Origin of the sequence: Denitrobacterium detoxificans (genome assembly GCF_001643775.1) — a bacterium.
Taxonomy (GTDB): Bacteria; Actinomycetota; Coriobacteriia; order Coriobacteriales; family Eggerthellaceae; genus Denitrobacterium; species Denitrobacterium detoxificans.
This window is the reverse complement of record NZ_CP011402.1, coordinates 1,033,421-1,051,028: the sequence shown is the minus strand read 5'-3', so window position 1 is coordinate 1,051,028 and position 17,608 is coordinate 1,033,421. Positions and strand designations below refer to the sequence as shown.

Genomic DNA, 17,608 nt, shown 5'->3' with positions numbered 1-17,608 from the left:
CTCATCGCAGCTCGCTCAGAATGGGGCCCGCGCCACCGGCAAGCAGGTCGTCGACCATGCCCTGGGCCATCGTCTCGTAATCGGACGGCACGCATTCGCCATGGGCACGCACAAAGCGAACGCCATCAAGCGAGCTCACAAAGCCATCCATGACCATGCGCACATCGCCCGTTTCATCCACGACGTCGCGAGCGTGAACGCCCATGGGAACCTGGCAGCCACCCTCGAGCGCACGCAAGACAATACGCTCCGCACGAACGGCCCTCATCGTGGGCTCGTGCGTAATGGCAGCGCACAGGGCGGCAACGCGCTCGTCGTCCGAACGTACCTCGATGGCAATGGCGCCCTGCCCCACAGCGGGAATCATGTCAGCAGTGGAAATAACCTGGGCAATCACATTGGGAATGCCCAAACGTTCGATACCCGCGCAGGCAAGGACGCCCGCATCAAATTCGCCTTCGACGATACGGCGGATACGGGAATCGATATTGCCGCGGATCTCGCACGGCTCGATATCGGGGCGCAGTCGCTTGAGCTGGGCGGTTCGACGCAGCGAGCCCGTAGCAACGCGCGCACCTGCAGGGAGCTCGAGAAGCGAGCCAACCCCTCCGCGCATGACGAGCGCATCGGCTGCGTTCGCACGTACGGGGACGCCCTGAATGGAAAGGCCTTCGGGCAATACGGTGGGCATGTCCTTCATGGAGTGCACGCACAGATCGACCGACCCGTCGAGCAGTGCATGCTCGAGCTCCTTCGTGAACAGGCCCTTATCGCCAATCTTGGAAAGCGCGACATCGAGAATCTTGTCGCCCTTCGTGTGAACTACTTCGACGCAATAATCGTATTCGGGAGCAGCCGTCTCCAGAAGCCCCTTTACGTAATTCGTCTGCCATAGAGCAAGCTTGCTGCCCCGACTGCCCAGGACAATCGTCTGCTTCTCCACAGAAGTACCTCCTCGTCTTGTTTCGAAACTATTCGTTCGTTGCCGCAGAAGCGAACAGGCCCTCGCACATGGCCTTCATGTCAGCTTCCGACATATTGGGAACCCCATTCGGCCCGAACGTAAAATGGGCATGCGGAATGGGATGCGGCGGCATGGCATGGGGAGCCGCAGCTCCCGCCCCCACCGATTCGGCATCTTCGGCAAGGGAGCGCGCATGCTCGACCATGCCATCGCTGTAACCGAACAGGTAACGCACCGCCTCGACGCATTCGAAATCCCGATTATGCGAAGCGCTCTGCTTCATGCGCACGGTAGGCTCGTGAAGGATCTTGTTCACGATGGCCCGCGTAGCGCATTCGACTACGCGCATATCCTCTTCGGAAAGGTTGGCATCGAGGCACTTGACCATATGTTCAACCTCGTGCACGCGAATGGCTTCGACGTCATTACGCATCTTCTTGATAGTGGGCACTACGGCATGCTCTCCAACCCAGGCCACGAACGCGCGCGTTTCGCCTTCGACGATGGCCCTCGCCTCATCTGCGGCCTGACGGCGCTTTTCCTGGTTACCCGCGATAATTTTGCCCAGAGCATCAAGGTCGTATAGCGTAACGCCCGGAATGTCACCACACGCAGGATCGACGTCACGAGGCAGCGCGATGTCGAGAATGAGCACATGATCCTTGCACCCCGCGAGAAGCGAAGGAACCAGGATGTAATGTGGTGCCGCGGTAGACGAAATGACGATATCGGCCTGACGAAGCAGCTCGGGGAGTTCGTCGAACTGGCGGGCCGTGCCACAGAGCTCATGCGCAAGCGTGCATGCATGGGCGTACGTACGGCTCGACACGATGAAGGATTTGACGCCCTGTTCCTGAAGGTAGCGGGCAGCGAGTTCGCTCATCTCGCCCGACCCCACGATGAGTACCGTCTTATCGTGGAACGACTCGAACTCGGCACGGGCGACATCAATGGCAACTGTGGAAACCGAAACGTGGCTTTCGCTGATGCCCGTTTCGTTACGCACGCGCTTTCCGCAGGTAAGCGCCTGGCGGAACATACGCGCCAGCACCATCGTGCACGTTCCGGCTTGCATTGCCTGGCGAAACGCATTCCTCACCTGGCCGGTGATCTGCTGCTCGCCCAGCACCATGGAATCAAGCGACGAAACCACGCTGAACAGGTGATGCACCGCCTCGAAGCCCTCGCGTCGATAGAGATGGGGCTCGAGCTCATCAACATCAACCTGGCGATACTCACGCAGGAACGAGCGGATTCCCTCCCGAGCCAAATCGGGCGACTGAGCGTCAACGTAAATCTCGGTGCGATTGCACGTGGAAAGAATCACGGCGCCGCGCACGCCTTCGTACGCGGTTAGCGAGCAAAGGGCGCTCGCAAGGTGGGGCCTGCTGATGGCAACCGATTCGCGAACATCGACATCGGCCGTCTTATAGCTGAGGCCCATCATGTACAACTGCATATTAACGAGCCTCCACCATACTGCACGCCTGACGATAGGCATCCTCGGGCTCGATGGTTTCGCCCGAAGCAATGCGCTCGCGCCAACCAGCGGCGCTTGCGGCCTCGTAATACGGACGACGGGTCTCATCGGAGCCCTCGATGCGCTCCTTCACGAGCAAGCGAACCTGCCCCATGAGCTCCAAGTAGTCCGCCCAGCTATCGTCGAACTGCTGCTCGAGGGAGCGGCGAATAGACTTGGCTTCGGTGGGAGCGGTGCCCGACGTGGAAACGGCAATGGTAAGCGGGCCACGCGAAACGATGGAAGGGACAATGAAATCGCATTCGGAAGGAACGTCCACCACATTCATGAGGCACCCGACACGTCGCGCCTCTTCATGGCAGAGGCTGTTGACGCTAGGGACCCCGCAGGCGCAATACGCCATGCACGCGCCCGCAAGGTCGCCCTCCTCATAGCAACGCAGATGAAGTTCGATTTCACCGGCGTCGGCTCGAGCCTGGATGGCATCGGTGACGCAGGGCGAAACAACACGGACGGAAGCTCCGCACGATAGGAGCGTCTCGACCTTTCGCTCGGCAACCTTGCCGCCACCAATGACGACCGTACGACGGTCGGTTAGGTCGACGAAAACGGGATAATACGCCGGACGGGCAACGTACTGGGAATCACTCATGCGTGCTTGACCTCCATATCCATCTCCTTACAGCAAGGATTATAGCCCCGTAAGACGGCTTTCCCGCCATAGCACAGCCCTTGCAGACGGATGAGGGCAAAACAAACAAGAATGACCCTACCTGCACGAAAACAGGTAGGGTCAATACTTCATGTGGTGTATCTGGTAACGAAATGCCAACAAATGCGTATTGCAGGCATTACGCAGCGGAGTCAGTTGCCTCCTGAGAAGAGGATGCGTCGTCGGCCTGCACCGAATCGCCGGCAGACTTATCTTCCTGCGTAGCGGTGGAAGAAGTGGTCGAAGAGGAGCTGGAGGAACCAGACGACTTGCGAGCCGCGGCGGACTGGTCGACGCTGCTAAGGTCGAGCGACGTGCCCAGCCACTTGGATTCGATCACGGAAATGGTGCCGTTAGAGGAAATCGTCTTCAGGGCAGTGGCAACAGCATTCTGCAGCTCAGTATTGGAGGTGGAGATGCCGATGCTATAACCGCCAACCTTCTGCAGCACACCTACGATCTTCGCATCGACGCTGCTCGTGTACGCTACGTACGAACCAATGACGGCATCGGCCGCAACGTAGGTCGTCTTGCCGGAAGACAGATCGGAGAACGCGGTCTTCAAATCGGACACGCTAGACAGGGACGTATCGCCGAACTGATTGGCAACTTCCCATGCGCTCATGGAAGACGACTGCGCTTCGATGGTGGGCTTGGAATCCTCGGAAGGAAGCGAAGAGGAAGAAGACGTGGAGAACACGGAAACCGCCGTGGGCAGATAGGCATCGGAAAGCCATGCCGTGCTGGAAGTGTCGCCCGCTTCCTGGTTCATGATGATGTCGACGGAACCATCTTCCAGGGCGCCTTCGGCATCGTTGCCCACGTCGACGAGTTCGAGCTCGAGGCCCATTTCGGTGGCAAGAGCGGCAGCAATGTCAACGTCGATGCCAACGAGCTTGCCCGAAACCTGCGTGGAGAACGGAGCGTTGGAAGAATTCACGCCAACACGGAGCTTGCCATCCTGGCCAATGGTGGGAACCGTTACGGTTGCGCTCTTTTTGGTGGGCTCGTAAGAAGATTGACTCTGGCATCCGCAAAGGACCATGCAGAGGGCGCACACGAGCATGCACGCGATACCTACCGAGACCCTACGTTTCATAGCATAACCTTCCGCTTCGGTTCTACGTAATGCTGTTACGGCTGACCTAGTCTTTGCCCCCACACTCGCGCACTGGAGCTGAGCTGTTCACCATCACCCTCTCGTCCGCGCGACGGTATGCCGCATAAGGTAAACGGACGGTGCGTCTTACATCTAGAATGCGCCATGCTCACGGTGCCTTGCGGCACACGCTTACGTGGATCCTTTTGACCGCATCTGCCATGGAATAGGAATGCAACGTGCATTCCGCAACTACAGCCCGTAAAAGCACCAGATATTGTATCAGATGGCCGTATAGGCGAACCAGTTTGCGTAATATCAATACACACGTGCAAAGGTAGCGCAACGCACGTGCTCTACCCCTGCGGCTCGCAATGTCGCAGCAGCGGCAAACAAGGTCGCTCCCGTAGTAAATACGTCATCCACCAAGATGACGTTACGTATGTGGAAGTCGCAATCGACGCCCTGTAGGGAAAAGGCCGCTTCCATATTGGCAAACCGCTCGCCACGCGTTAGTTCTCGCTGGTCCTTCGCGCAAGGCGGCTCTAGCAAACGTGCGCAGGGTGCATGCAGGTACTCCGCTACGGCCTGAGCCAGCGATGCGCCATGGTCGAACCCACGCGATCGCTGCGCCTCGCGCGTTGCGGGGATGGGAACAACCGATACCCCTTCGCGCATTCAATCGGGCGGAATGGCGCAGGCCATGGCATAGGCCATATCGCGCGCCAGCCTACGCTCTCCCCCATCCTTATGCGTGCGTACGATACGTGCCACCGCGGAAGAGAAGAAAGCGGCGCTCACGCACGCATCGAACGGAGGATCGTCGAAGCCCGTATCGCGCAGGCTCAGACGGTTGCATTCGGTGCACTGCCGCATACCATAGGGAGCGCCACACCGCGGACAAGCCATCCATTGGTCGATATACGGAAGCGCGCGACGACATCGCTCGCACAGCACCGAACCCAACCGCTCGCAAATAACGCATCGAGTGGGCCACACCGTCTCGGCAAGGCACTCAGCTGCCGCAAGAGCGTATCTTCGCCACCGAGGAACTGGGCGTTCGCCCGCATCGACCTTCGCCATAGCCGTTTCCATGTCGCTCCTTCCCACGCGTCATGCCTTCGAGCATGGAAGAACGGAGCGACAGCGCTACGAAAAAATGATCGCGAAAAAATAGCGAGGCTGTTGCGCAATCATCACGCAACAGCCTCGCAAAGCGACATTTACCAGGAACTAACGGGAAAGAACGCTCTCGCTTTCCTTGCCCTGCACCGTAGCGTATTCGCTCACGTTGACCGTGATGCTGTGCTTGATGGGCTTCCATTCCGGCTTCATGAACAGAGCGGCGATCGCAATGGGAATGTACGTAATCATGAACAAGGGGAACGTAAACATGTACTTCACCTTGTTCTTCGAGGACGTGTGGATGTTATCCCATTCCGTAAACGTGGTGAGCACGCCAAACAGGAACATGAACAGCATGTAGTTCAGAATGCAGAACATGATGGAGGACGCGCTGGTAGCAACCATCTGGCCCGTAGACATAACGCCCGCAACGGAAAGGCCGATGATGATGGCGTTGAACGTGATGGTGACGAGCGTGAGCAGCATGCCCGGAGCAATGGTCATGAGCATGTCGTAGCATGCGAACCTACGACCATGGGGATTCGTGAACATGCCCTTCACCAAGCGGAGACCATAGTGGCCAAACACCTGGTAGAAGCCCTTGGCCCAACGCTCGCGTTGACGCCAGGAATCGCGGAAGGTAATGGGCTGCTCGTCGTAGAGAACGGCCGTGGGGCAATAGGCGATGCGCCCGCCCTCGCAGATCGTGCTCGTGGAGAACTCGATATCCTCGGTAAGAAGGTGCCACTTCCAGCCATCGGACTTCGCAAGCACTTCGGCGGCAATGAAGAAGCCCGTACCGGAAACCGCGCAGCTGGTGTTCAGCGTCAGACGGCTCTGGTTCAGGTACTTCGCCTCGCGCAGGAACCACACGCCATAGCCAGCGGAAATCCAGTTGCTATCGAAGTTCTTGGAGTTGCGGTAGCTCGTGGAGGCGATGGCACCCGAGTCGAACGTGTTGTTCATCTCGCGGAAGTAGTTAACGTCCAGCACGTTGTCGGCGTCGAACACGAAATACGCTTCATAACCAGCATCGCCGTAATAGCGCTGGATGTTCTTGTAGCCATAATCCAGGGCATAGCCCTTGCCACGCTGCTCGGTGTTTTCGCGCTCGAACACGTGAGCGCCCGCCGTACGTGCAATTTCCGCCGTGTTGTCGGTGCAATTATCGGCAATGACGAACACGTCAATTAGCTCCTGCGGATAATTCTGAACGCGAATGCTGTGAATGAGGTCGGCGATGACCGTGGCCTCGTTGCGCGCCGAGACGAGCACGGCATATTTGTGATTCTTCTTCGCTACATGCGCCGGCGGCTTGCGCGTAAGCGTGACAAGCACGTAATACAGCTGATAGGCGTAGCAAACAGTGAACGTGATAAAAACGCAGAAGTTGAAGATATCGACGAACGATAGCTGCGAGAACAACTCGTCTAACACGTACCCTCCTTTTGGCTTTCTACTTAAACGTGCTAATTATAGGAACAATTCCAGCCTTAAACCTTACAAATCCGTCAGTTAGTGACATTTCCCCAGTTCAGCTAAATGCGCATTACAGTGCGCAGTGCTTGAGCGCACACCGTCTACACAGAATCGCGCCCCTCGCCCACATCCTGAACACATAGCTACATCCTCTTGAGCGCCCCGTTTTGCCACTTGCTGCGTGAGTCCGTCCCGGGCGCCCGGCCGCGTTCGCCCCTTGGGGCACCCGCTCCGCTGCTCGCGGCCCCGTGGTTGGTTTCCCAGACGGGAACGTTCGGCTGCGCCTCCGTTCCCGCCGGCAGAAATCGACGGGGCCGCTCGTGCGCTCGCTGGTTCATGCTTTTACTGCGCGCTGCCCGGGGTTGCCCGCGGATTTGCGCGAGGCTTCGCCTCCCGCTCTCCGCGGCAACCCCGGGTACAGCGCGTTTTTGTTTGCTTTCACAGTGCCCCGAGGGGCGAACGCGGCCGGGCGCCAGCAACGAAGGATCGCGGCAATCGACGACACTCGGAGCGCTCAATCGGCTGAGAGGCCTACTTTAAACCTTTCTTGGGGATTTCATCTGGGGCCTCCGTTCGCCTGTGGCGAACGATTGGCCCCCGCGAGCAGGCGGGGGTTTGCGTCCCCGTCCTGCGTTCGCCTTTGGCGAACGGGCGGACCCATAAGCGATCGGGCGGGCATCGCTTCGCTCGCCCGCTATGACGAGTGAGGGGATTTGGAATCCGCTTAAAGCGTTTCCACCTCATCGGTTCGATTCCCTAGTGCCAGGTGGAAAGGAAAACGCCCACCGTGTGGTGAGCGTTGCTGTAAGCGAATTGGAGCGGGTGACGGGCTCCGGCGTTCGCTTCGCGAACCCCGACCCCTCCCTCGCAGGCTCGGTCGGGCGAATTCCTACAAACGCGCCACTGGCGCGTTTGCTTAACGGAATTCCACCTCATCGGTTCGATTCCCTAGTGCCAGGCGGAAAGGAAAACGCCCACCGTGTGGTGAGCGTTTCTGTAATCGAATTGGAGCGGGTGACGGGAATCGAACCCGCGTTATCAGCTTGGAAGGCTGAAGTTCTACCATTGAACCACACCCGCATATGCAAGGACTGCTGGTCGGGACGACAGGATTTGAACCTGCGACATCCTGCTCCCAAAGCAGGCGCGCTACCGAACTGCGCCACGTCCCGCCTTTGCAGCTTGGTCATTATATCAGACTATTTCAATGTTTCAGAAATATTCTTCCGCAATGCACGAAGGGCGTTTCCACGGTGTGACACGCTGTTTTTCTGGGCCTGCGATACCTGGGCAAGCGTCAGCTCGCCACCAAACTCGTCGGGCACGAACAGCGGGTCGTAGCCAAAGCCCTCATTACCACGCTCCTCGTATCCGATCTTTCCCTCGATAGTGCCACGAGCCGTAAGCTCAGTGCCATCTTCATCGATAAAGACCAGCGTGCAGACGAATCGGGCCGTCCGCTTTTCATCGGGAACGTTGGCGAGCTCCCTCAAGAGCTTGGCGTTGTTCGCGGCATCGTCGCCATGCTCGCCCGCATAGCGCGAAGAATAGACGCCCGGCGCCCCATCGAGGGCATCCACTTCCAAGCCAGAGTCATCAGCAAGAACAGCTGAACCAGACAGCTCGTGGGCAGCACGCGCCTTGATGCGAGCGTTACCCAGGAACGTATCAGCATCCTCTTCGGGATCGGAATCGAGCCCCGCCTGACGCAACGTCTTGAATTCCCACCCTTCGAAGTCGAGTGCAGTTTCAATCTCCTGAACCTTATGGGCATTATTACTGGCGATAATGACTTGCTTCATATCGTACTCCTCACGTTAGTGGATAAAAGTATACGCGGAGCAGACGCACCCGCAGCCTGTGTGCCTTACGTTGCACACGGTATACAAGCTTGATTGGCAATGCGCCAGCGCGTAGAATGAGTGTCCACCCAATTTCGGGGGCGACTGGTTTCGACATGGTAGGCTCGAACCGGGAAGCAAGCCGTGGTCTCCTCGCCACGCTAAACAGGGGTACCGTCAAATTTAATTGACAACAAATCTTTCTCTGGGCAGTACGCCCTCGCTGCTTAATTTATAGCAGCGCGTCAACGTTGGGCACTTCCCTCGGCCCAGCCGCGATGTCACATTAGAGGGATGCATCCGCGCACGTAATCGGTATGGCGCACGATAAAGATCGAACCGATTAGGCGAAGGCATTGTTCGTCGACGAGCGCACCTTCGCTGAACACTTTTCGCCGACTAAGCTTGTAGCGTCCTGGGAACTGTCTAGTATGGACCGGAGTTCGATTCTCCGCGCCTCCACCACAGACAATAGGCTGGTAGCACCCGCTGCCAGCCTTTTCCATTTTCGGGAGCTGCATACGCGGAGAATCGAACTCATTGGGGTGGAAACGCGTCAAGCGGACGCCCCAGTGGGGCGTCCGTAGCGTTTCGCCCGACCGAGCCTACGAGGGAGGGGTTGAGCGTTTGCCGAAGGCGAACGCGGGATTCTCCGCGCCTCCACCACAGACAATAGGCTGGTAGCACCCGCTGCCAGCCTTTTCCTTTTGCGCGCATCGTTACGGAGAATCGAACTCATTGGGGTGGAAACGCGTTAAGCGGACGCATTTCACGAAAACGGCCGTCGATTGACAGTTTTTCGAGATATAGAACCATTTCGAGCTCGCCCAGGGAATCAATTGCAGGGAAAACGCCACCAAACGCTTCCAGAAGACTGCAGCTCGAAATACACGATAATCTTTGACCAGGCATTTTAGAATGCGACGAATCGCGTCATGTCTCTATATCTCAAAATTTTGTCAGGAGAGATGCAGTTTCGTGAAGGGGGCATCTAATCCACTTTCTCCAATTGCAATGGAGAAAGGGTACAGCACCCCGAGTCAATTTCGCCAACCGCGACGGCTCGTCACGCCCACTCACGAGCCCACTCGCTTGCAGGGGCCAATCGTTCGCCAAAGGCGAACGGAGGCCCCAAGAAGACCCCCCAAGAAAGGTTTACAGTAGGCCTCTCAGCCGACAGCGCGCCCGCAATTTCCGCTGGGCGACTCCGCGTTGTTGGCGTCCAGCCGCGTTCGCCTCTCGGGGCACTCTGAAAGCATTCAAATAGCGCTGCATATCGGAACCCCTGGAGGCGGAGCGGAAACGAAGTTTCCGCAAACGCCTCCAGGGGTTACGGCAGCGCAAGTAAAAGCATGAAGCAGCGCAGCGCACGAGCGTAGGTTTCGGCCCGTGCGGGGCCGAAACCACGCGAGCAGCGGAGCGGTGCCCGAGGGGCGAACGCGGCTGGGCGCCCGGGATGGAAGGGTTCCAGCAAGGAATATAAGGCGCGCAGGAGGATGCAGCTACTCAGCCCAGTCCCAAAACAGCTTCGCCGACGAAGCCGCGGGCAATTCCTTGCGGATGATGGCGTAGGTGCCAAAGGACGAACGCGACGGAGTGTCGAGCGGACGGACAACGCGACCGTACTCCGCCTGAATATCGGCAACCTCGGCAAAGCAAAAATACAGCGCCTCGCTCGATTGGGCCGATTGAATCAGCATTTCGGAATCGGAAGTAGTGAGCAAAATGTCGGGATACACGCCAGCGCCCTTGCATTCCTCGGAAAAAAAGCGATGCAAGTGATTGCGCTTGCCAAAGGTAACGAAAGGCTGGCCATCCACATCCTGAATGGTCAAGCGCTCCTTCCGGGCAAGCTCGTTATCGCGAGGGACGCTCAAGAACAGCCCCGTCTTTACGAGCAACTTATATTCGAACCCGCTAAGATAGTCGGGCGTGGAACCCACGATTCCGATATCTGCCTCAGAATCAAGCACCGCATCAAGAACGCTTTCGGTGGGCATCTCCTCGACTGAAAGACGCACGTTCGGATGACTAGAGCGAAACAGCTCAAAGTAGCCATCAGGCAGGGAAAAGAGCGATCCATGCCCCAATGCAATGGAAAGCGGCGTGACACGCGGACGCGAATCGGTATGAGGGACAAAACGACACTCGAGCTTGCGATAGGAATCGATGACGGGCGCAGCTTCGGCATACAGATTCGAGCCTACCTCGGTAGGCTGCACGCGGCCATTGCGCACGATTACGAGCCTGTCTCCCAATTCGTGCTCAAGATTTTTCACGGCTTTGCTGAGCGCCTGACGAGTGACGAACAACTCATCGGCTGCCCTGGTGAAACTCCCTTTTCTCACCAAAGTGGAATAGTATTCCAACTGCCGTATATCCATAGATATCCCTCCTCGGACAGCTGCAACGCCCCCATCATAGTTCATTTGCACAACAACTAGAAGCAAAACCGAACATCAAGCGAAATGAAGTTGCTAAACGGCAAAACTTAGCTGCGTAGGAACGTGACCTGGCACGAATACACTGATTATGCCCGTAGAGGGACGGGCCCTGGCACACACATTCAACATTAGGAGGGAATATGGCAGAGCCAAGGGATTTTTCACGTCGTTCATTCTTCAAGATGGGGGCTTTGGGCGCCGCCGGCGCCGCAGCAGCCGGACTTGCTGGCTGCGCATCGCCTTCAGGCTCGAAGAAGACCGAGGCCACGACGACCGCAGGCGAGGTCGCATCGAGCGATGCAGTGCTGAAGCTTGATGGCAGCATGCCGAAGTGGTCGTTCATGGTGGCACCCGACCCCATCGCCGATAGCGCTATCACCGAAACCATCGAAGACGACATCATCATCGTCGGTGGCGGCATGTCCGGCTTCACCACCGCCGTATCCGCAGCTGAAAAGGGCGCAAGCGTCACCCTGTTCTCGGCTGCCAGCGCGCCCATTTCGCGCGGCGGTTCCAACTTCGCCCGCAACTCGAAGGTCATGGAGGAACTGGGCATCACCCCGTTCGACCCCGTGCCCTACTTCTACCATGAGATGCGCGCCGCCTCGTTCGCCATCGACCAGACCAAGTGGATGCGCGGCTACAACAACTCCGAAGAGGCCATGAACTGGATGATCGACATCGCTCGTGCCGCTGGCCTGGACGTCATCATGGAGCGCGACAACTCCTTCGACCTGGGCCCGAACTATGCGCATGCGTTCTCCACGCTGGGCAACTCCGCCATGGTCTCCACGGGCCAGCAAGGCGCCGTCGAAGCCCTGGAGGCGAAGGCCAAGGAATACGGCGTGCAGATCATCTACGACACGAAGGCCGAACAGCTCATCCGCGAGGACAACAACACGGGCCGCGTAACCGGCGTCGTGGCATCGAAGATGAGCGACGGCAGCTACGTGAAGTTCGTAGCCAAGAAGGCCGTCGTACTGGCCACGGGCGACTTCTCGAGCAACAAGGAAATGCTCGCCGCCTACTGCCCGCAGGTTCTTCCCCTGGTCGGCTACGAGCAGGGTGAAATCGACTACAACACGAGCTTCAACCTCACCGGCATCTATGGCGGCGACGGTCAGAAGATGGGCCTGTGGATTGGCGCTGCATGGCAGCACGCATACCCCAACGCTCCCATGATGCAGGGCGCCTGGGGCGGCAGCCACGAACCGTGCGGCTTCCACATGGGCCTGAACGTGAACATGAACACCGAGCGCTACCAGCGCGAGGACATCTCCGCACCCTACAGCTCCAACCACCTGCTGTCGCAGCCCCGCAACATTGCCTACGGCATCTGGACGGCCAATTATCCTCAGGCCATCAAGGATAAGGGGCATGACTGGTACACGTTTGGCATGGACTACACGCTCCCCTCTCTCACGCCCGAAGAACTGGTGAAGATGTGGGACGAAGGCGTTTCCACGGGCAAGTACTTCAAGGCCGACACGCTCGACGACTTGGCAAAGCAGCTCGATCTCGACGCCACCAAGCTGAAGGCAGTCGTGAAGCGCTACAACGAGCTGTGCGACAAGGGTGTCGACGAGGACTTCCACAAGAACCCCGACTTCCTGGTGAAGATCGACGAAGCCGGCCCGTTCTACGCTGCGCAGAACTACGCCATGTTCATGACCGTCATGGGCGGCCTGCGTACGAGCGTCAACATGGAAGTCTGCGACGAAAACGACAAGCCCATCCCCGGCCTGTTCAACGTAGGCGCCATGATCGGCGACATGTACGCCAACACCTACAACTTCGCGGTTCCCGGCAATAGCTACGGCATCAACTGCCTGACCTTCGGCTATCTGCTCGGTCGCGACCTTGCGGCAGGCAAGTTCGACTAGTCGAAAACATACCGCCTCAAACAAGATGCGCCAGGTTGGGTCCTCCTCCCCACCTGGCGCATCGCTTTATATGCCCACTATATTGGCTAGTTGAGCATCTCCTCAACCTGATGCCTCATCTTGGCATTCTCGGAAAGGTCGCCGCGCTTGGCATCTTCGGCCAATTCGTCACGCGTTTCATGCCAGCATTCCGTCGCGGGAAGCCCAGGGATGCTGGAAGCCAGGAACACCGGATCGAGACCCTGCTTCTTCTGGGACTCGTAATCATTGAGAGCCTTAATAGCCCAGCCTCCCAGGAAGAACAGCGCAAGCAGGTTCACGAACGCCTGGAAGCCCATGAAGATATCGGCAGCGTTCCATACCAGGTCGAAACCAGCCTGAGCGCCCCAGAACACAGCAGCAACGCAGAACACGCGGAAGATGAGCATGCCCCACTTGTTCTGGCTGATGAAACGGATGTTGCTTTCGGCGTAATAGTAATTGCCGAGCAAGCTGGAGAACGCGAACAGGAAGATGCTGAACGTGATGAAGTTCACGCCGAAATCGCCCAACGAATAGCGAAGCGCTTCCTGAACGAGCGGCATGCCCGTGAGCACGGCGCCCGTATTGGGGTTCACGAACGACGTGATGTTGGTAACCGGGTCGACGACGGTTTCCAAGCCGCCACCCACGTAGAACACGAGAATCATCATGCCCGTGCAGGTGCAGATGATCATGGTGTCGATGAACACCGAGAACGTCTGAACGAGACCCTGCTTGACGGGGTGAGAAACCGACGCGGCAGCTGCGGCATTCGGAGCGGAACCCATGCCAGCTTCGTTGCTGTACAGGCCACGCTTGATGCCCCACGACACTACGGAACCCGCAAAGCCACCCGCGAAGGAACGGAAGTCGAACGCGGAAGAGCAAATGAGGCCAAACACCGCAGGAATGTCACCAGCATGCATGAACGTAACGGCAAGGGCGATAAGAAGGTAGGAAACAGCCATGATGGGCACGATGATGCTCGTGAGGAAGCTCACGCGCTGTCCGCCGCCGAAAATGCAGATCGCCATGAAGGCCGCAATGAGAAGGGCGACCCAGATAACAACGTTGCTGCTGAAGTAATCGGGCATGTACACCTCGAGCGTACTGGAGGCGTTGTATGCCTGCAGCGCATTGAAGCCAAAGGCGAAGCACAGGATGAGCGTGACGGCAAAAACAATGCCCAGCCAGCGCTTTCCCAAGCCCTGCTGAATGTAGTACGCCGGATCGCCACGGAACGAACCGTCTTCGTTCTTGACCTTCCAAACCTGGGCAAGCGTGGACTCCACGAAGGCAGAGGCTGCGCCGACCGTGGCCATGATCCACATCCACATGAGCGCACCCGGGCCGCCGAAGGCGATTGCCGTGGAAACGCCGGCAATGTTTCCCGTACCCACGCGGCTCGCGGTGGAGATCATGAGCGCCTGGAACGAAGATGCCGTAGCTTTGCCCTCGTTGTACTTCTGCTCGGTGATGGATTTCACCATGTCCTTGAAGAGGCGAATCTGCACGCCCTTCGTGCGTATGGTGAAGAGGATGCCCGAAACAACCAACATGATGATGAGAATGTACGTATACATGAACGTATCGATGTCACCCGTAAGGGTAACAAGAGAATCCATGTCCATGCATCCCTCCTTTCCGTGCTCCCTCGCCGGGGCCACCGCGCAGCGGAAAACCTGGCGAAAGAGAACTCCAGCTCCCTACATTATTGAACACATTACTGAACAGAATAGCAGTACTGGCCTCCCGCTGAAAGAAGCAGGAGGCCAGTACGTACGTTTTTGGTTTATCGCTCTAGAGCGAGAAGCCTGTTATTTCGCGAGAGCGGCCTGAGCGGCAGCCAGACGGGCGACCGGCACGCGGTAAGGCGAGCAGGACACGTAGTCGGGACCGATCTTCGCGAACTTCATGATGGACTCGGGATCGCCACCATGCTCGCCGCAAACGCCGAGCTTGAGCGCGGGGTTCGTGGAACGGCCCTTCTCGCAGCCCATCTTCACCAGTTCGGCAACGCCGTCGTCGAGCGTAGCGAAGGGGTTGCGCTTGAGCAGGTGCTGCTCCATGTACGCGGGCAGGAACTTGGCCTCGGCATCGTCGCGGCTGAAGCCGAGCGTCGTCTGCGTGAGGTCGTTCGTGCCGAAGCTGAAGAAGTCTGCGTGCTTGGCGATCTTGTCGGCGATGACGGCAGCGCGAGGCAGCTCGATCATGGTACCGATCTTGATGTCGAGTTCAACGCCCTCTTCGGCGGCAACGGCGGCCACGAAGCCCTCGGCCTTCTCGCGGAGCGTTTCGATTTCGCTCTCGAAGGCAACCAGCGGGATCATGATTTCGGGCTGGGGGTTCAGGCCTTCCTTCTTCAGGCGGGCAGCAGCCGTAGCGATGGCACGAACCTGCATTTCGGGAAGCTGCGGGAAGAGGATGGACAGACGGCAGCCGCGCAGACCCAGCATGGGGTTGGCTTCGGCCCAACCGTCGATCTGAGCCATGAGGTTACGCTTAGCGGCGATTTCGTCGGCGCTGGCACCCTTCTCCTCCATGCGAGCGATGGCGACATCGAGCGCGCGGGGGCTTTCCAGGAACTCGTGCAGCGGCGGATCGAGCAGACGCACGATGACGGGCAGGCCGTCCATGGCGCGGAACATGCCCAGGAAGTCACCGGTCTGCAGTTCGCCGAGCTGCTTGACGCATTCGGCACGCACATCCTCGTTCTCGTCGAGGATGAACTTCTGGATGATCTGCTTGCGGTCGCCCAGGAACATGTGCTCGGTACGGCACAGGCCAATGCCCTCGGCGCCAAACTTACGGGACAGCTCGGCATCTTCGGGGTTGTCGGCGTTGGCGCGAACACCCAGCTCGCGGATTTCGTCAGCCCATTCCAGGATGGTGTCGAGGTCGCCGGTGAGTTCGGGCATAACCAGGTCGACGGCGCCCTTGACCACGATACCAGTGGTACCGTCGATGGAGATCATGTCGCCCTCATGCAGCACGACGTCGGTGCCGGAAACAACGATTTCCTTCTTCTCGGCGTCGATCTTCAGAGCGTCGACACCGCAGACGCAAGGAGCGCCCATGCCACGAGCGATAACGGCAGCGTGGCTCGTCTTGCCACCATGGCTGGTAAGAATGCCCTCGGCGGCAATCATGCCAGCGAGGTCGTCGGGGTTGGTCTCCCAGCGAACCAGCACGCACTTGCGGCCCTCTTCGGCCACGCGCACGGCATCTTCGCTGCTGAACACAACTTCGCCCACAGCAGCGCCAGGGCTGGCGTTCAGGCCAGTGGCCAGTACGTCATAGGTGGCGTTCTTATCGAACTGGGGATGCAGCAGCTGGTCGAGCTGTTCGGGCTCGACGCGGGAAACAGCCTCTTCCTTCGTGATGAGGCCTTCCTTCTCCATGTCGATAGCAATATGGAGGGCGGCGGCAGCGGTACGCTTGCCCACGCGCGTCTGGAGCATGTAAAGCTTGCCCTGCTCGATGGTGAACTCGATGTCCATCATGTCGCGGAAGTGGTTCTCCAGCAGCACGAACACGTCTTCGAGCTCCTTGCCAGCCTCTTCCAGGCCCGGCGTATGCTTGAGCTCGGAGATGGGGCTGGTGTTGCGGATACCGGCAACAACGTCTTCGCCCTGAGCGTTTACCAGGTAGTCGCCATAGTATTCCTTGGCGCCATTGGCAGCGTTACGCGTGAAGGCAACGCCCGTAGCGGACGTAGCGCCCTTGTTGCCGAAGACCATGCACTGCACGTTGACGGCGGTGCCCATGTTGTCGTCGATCTTGTTCTGCTTGCGATACAGAACTGCGCGGGGGTTATCCCAGCTGCCGAAAACGGCTTCGATGGCCAGCTTCAGCTGAGCCATGGGATCCTGCGGGAATACGGCAACGCCATCCTGAGCGAGGTCGGGATAGGCGGCCAGGTCGACGTTCTCGCTGAAGATGCGCTTGAACTCGGCTACGAGTTCCTGCAGGTCTTCCGCGGTAAGCTCGGTGTCGCTCTTGACGCCGCGCTCGTTCTTCTTGATGGTGATGGCGTTCTCGAACAGATCGCCATCGAGGCCCATAACCACGTTGCTGAACATCTGGATGAAGCGGCGGTAGGAGTCCCACGCGAAGCGGGGGTTCTCCGTCTGCTCGATGAGGCCGTTGATGGACTCGTCATTCAGACCAAGGTTGAGTACGGTATCCATCATACCGGGCATGGAAATGGGAGCGCCGGAACGGACGGAAACGAGCAGCGGGTCCTTCGGATCGCCAATCTTCTTGCCCACGCGCTGCTCAAGGTCTTCGCGGTACTGGCGGATGGTGTCAAGCGCGCCCTCGGGCCATACGTTGCCAGCGTTGGAATACTCCATGCAGGTCTGGCAGGTGATGGTGAAGCCGGGAGGAACCGGAAGGCCAATGTTGGCCATCTCGGCGAGGTTAGCGCCCTTGCCGCCCAGCTGCGGCTTCATGTTCGTATTACCCTCGGTTACATTCTTGCCGTCAGCATCCTTGCCGAATGCATAGACGCGCTTCACTTCTTCGGTCACTTTTACTCCTTATTCGCGACGTTCTAAA

At 58.4% G+C, this 17,608-nt stretch carries 12 protein-coding genes, 2 tRNA genes and 1 other RNA gene; 2 read left to right on the top strand and 13 right to left on the bottom strand.

Annotated elements, in window-relative coordinates; genetic code table 11:
- Position 1: 1 nt before the first annotated feature.
- The 10 genes from hemC to rdgB form a co-directional block, all read right to left on the bottom strand.
- Positions 2 to 943, bottom strand: a complete 942-nt coding sequence (gene hemC, locus AAY81_RS04345) for a hydroxymethylbilane synthase (protein WP_066661820.1) — start codon at positions 941 to 943, stop codon at positions 2 to 4.
- Positions 944 to 971: 28 nt separating this feature from the next.
- Positions 972 to 2,423, bottom strand: coding sequence for a glutamyl-tRNA reductase (gene hemA, locus AAY81_RS04340; RefSeq protein ID WP_066661817.1), 1,452 nt, complete (start codon positions 2,421 to 2,423; stop codon positions 972 to 974).
- Between the two features lies 1 nt (position 2,424).
- Entirely contained in the window at positions 2,425 to 3,096 is a 672-nt protein-coding gene (locus AAY81_RS04335; protein WP_066661816.1) for a precorrin-2 dehydrogenase/sirohydrochlorin ferrochelatase family protein, read from the bottom strand.
- A 199-nt stretch (positions 3,097 to 3,295) separates the two neighbouring features.
- The gene (locus AAY81_RS04330) at positions 3,296 to 4,255 is read right to left on the bottom strand and encodes a substrate-binding periplasmic protein (RefSeq protein WP_066661815.1); all 960 of its coding nucleotides are present in this window, start codon (positions 4,253 to 4,255) and stop codon (positions 3,296 to 3,298) included.
- 318 nt (positions 4,256 to 4,573) lie between these two features.
- On the bottom strand, positions 4,574 to 4,933 hold the full coding sequence (locus AAY81_RS10425) for a ComF family protein (protein ID WP_143117357.1): 360 nt from the start codon (positions 4,931 to 4,933) through the stop codon (positions 4,574 to 4,576).
- Positions 4,934 to 5,350, bottom strand: coding sequence for a double zinc ribbon domain-containing protein (locus AAY81_RS10420; protein ID WP_143117358.1), 417 nt, complete (start codon positions 5,348 to 5,350; stop codon positions 4,934 to 4,936).
- A gap of 138 nt (positions 5,351 to 5,488) precedes the next feature.
- A complete protein-coding gene (locus AAY81_RS04320) occupies positions 5,489 to 6,817 on the bottom strand; it encodes a glycosyltransferase family 2 protein (protein WP_066661813.1) in 1,329 nt (442 codons plus the stop codon).
- Positions 6,818 to 7,865: 1,048 nt separating this feature from the next.
- Positions 7,866 to 7,939, bottom strand: a tRNA-Gly gene (locus tag AAY81_RS04315).
- A 15-nt stretch (positions 7,940 to 7,954) separates the two neighbouring features.
- Positions 7,955 to 8,031, bottom strand: a tRNA-Pro gene (locus tag AAY81_RS04310).
- A 27-nt stretch (positions 8,032 to 8,058) separates the two neighbouring features.
- Positions 8,059 to 8,661 carry an RdgB/HAM1 family non-canonical purine NTP pyrophosphatase gene (gene rdgB, locus AAY81_RS04305; protein ID WP_066661811.1) on the bottom strand — a complete coding sequence of 201 codons (603 nt, stop codon included), beginning with the start codon at positions 8,659 to 8,661 and terminating at the stop codon, positions 8,059 to 8,061.
- 136 nt (positions 8,662 to 8,797) lie between these two features.
- On the opposite strand from rdgB, the gene ssrA reads away from it, so the two are divergent.
- Positions 8,798 to 9,165, top strand: a transfer-messenger RNA (tmRNA) gene (gene ssrA / locus AAY81_RS04300).
- A gap of 1,037 nt (positions 9,166 to 10,202) precedes the next feature.
- Here the strand turns inward: ssrA and AAY81_RS04295 are convergent.
- Entirely contained in the window at positions 10,203 to 11,084 is an 882-nt protein-coding gene (locus AAY81_RS04295) for a LysR family transcriptional regulator (RefSeq protein ID WP_066661808.1), read from the bottom strand.
- A gap of 200 nt (positions 11,085 to 11,284) precedes the next feature.
- Between AAY81_RS04295 and AAY81_RS04290 the strand changes: the two genes are divergently transcribed.
- Positions 11,285 to 13,027: an FAD-dependent oxidoreductase gene (locus tag AAY81_RS04290; protein WP_066661806.1), complete on the top strand. Its 1,743-nt coding sequence runs from the start codon at positions 11,285 to 11,287 to the stop codon at positions 13,025 to 13,027.
- Between the two features lie 86 nt (positions 13,028 to 13,113).
- Here AAY81_RS04290 and AAY81_RS04285 read toward each other — a convergent pair whose 3' ends face one another.
- Together AAY81_RS04285 and ppdK are read right to left on the bottom strand one after the other, a co-directional pair.
- A complete protein-coding gene (locus AAY81_RS04285) occupies positions 13,114 to 14,679 on the bottom strand; it encodes an alanine/glycine:cation symporter family protein (RefSeq protein WP_082867862.1) in 1,566 nt (521 codons plus the stop codon).
- A gap of 186 nt (positions 14,680 to 14,865) precedes the next feature.
- Positions 14,866 to 17,580 carry a pyruvate, phosphate dikinase gene (gene ppdK / locus AAY81_RS04280; RefSeq protein WP_066661804.1) on the bottom strand — a complete coding sequence of 905 codons (2,715 nt, stop codon included), beginning with the start codon at positions 17,578 to 17,580 and terminating at the stop codon, positions 14,866 to 14,868.
- Positions 17,581 to 17,608: the final 28 nt, after the last annotated feature.

What these genes read in the sequence shown, in the direction of transcription:
- AAY81_RS10420 (WP_143117358.1), bottom strand. Translation starts at nt 5,350, where the DNA reads ATGGAAACGGCTATGGCGAAGGTCGATGCGGGCGAACGCCCAGTTCCT.
- AAY81_RS04285 (WP_082867862.1), bottom strand. Translation starts at nt 14,679, where the DNA reads ATGGACATGGATTCTCTTGTTACCCTTACGGGTGACATCGATACGTTC.
- AAY81_RS10425 (WP_143117357.1), bottom strand. Translation starts at nt 4,933, where the DNA reads ATGCGCGAAGGGGTATCGGTTGTTCCCATCCCCGCAACGCGCGAGGCG.
- hemA (WP_066661817.1), bottom strand. Translation starts at nt 2,423, where the DNA reads ATGCAGTTGTACATGATGGGCCTCAGCTATAAGACGGCCGATGTCGAT.
- AAY81_RS04295 (WP_066661808.1), bottom strand. Translation starts at nt 11,084, where the DNA reads ATGGATATACGGCAGTTGGAATACTATTCCACTTTGGTGAGAAAAGGG.
- rdgB (WP_066661811.1), bottom strand. Translation starts at nt 8,661, where the DNA reads ATGAAGCAAGTCATTATCGCCAGTAATAATGCCCATAAGGTTCAGGAG.
- AAY81_RS04335 (WP_066661816.1), bottom strand. Translation starts at nt 3,096, where the DNA reads ATGAGTGATTCCCAGTACGTTGCCCGTCCGGCGTATTATCCCGTTTTC.
- AAY81_RS04330 (WP_066661815.1), bottom strand. Translation starts at nt 4,255, where the DNA reads ATGAAACGTAGGGTCTCGGTAGGTATCGCGTGCATGCTCGTGTGCGCC.
- AAY81_RS04290 (WP_066661806.1), top strand. Translation starts at nt 11,285, where the DNA reads ATGGCAGAGCCAAGGGATTTTTCACGTCGTTCATTCTTCAAGATGGGG.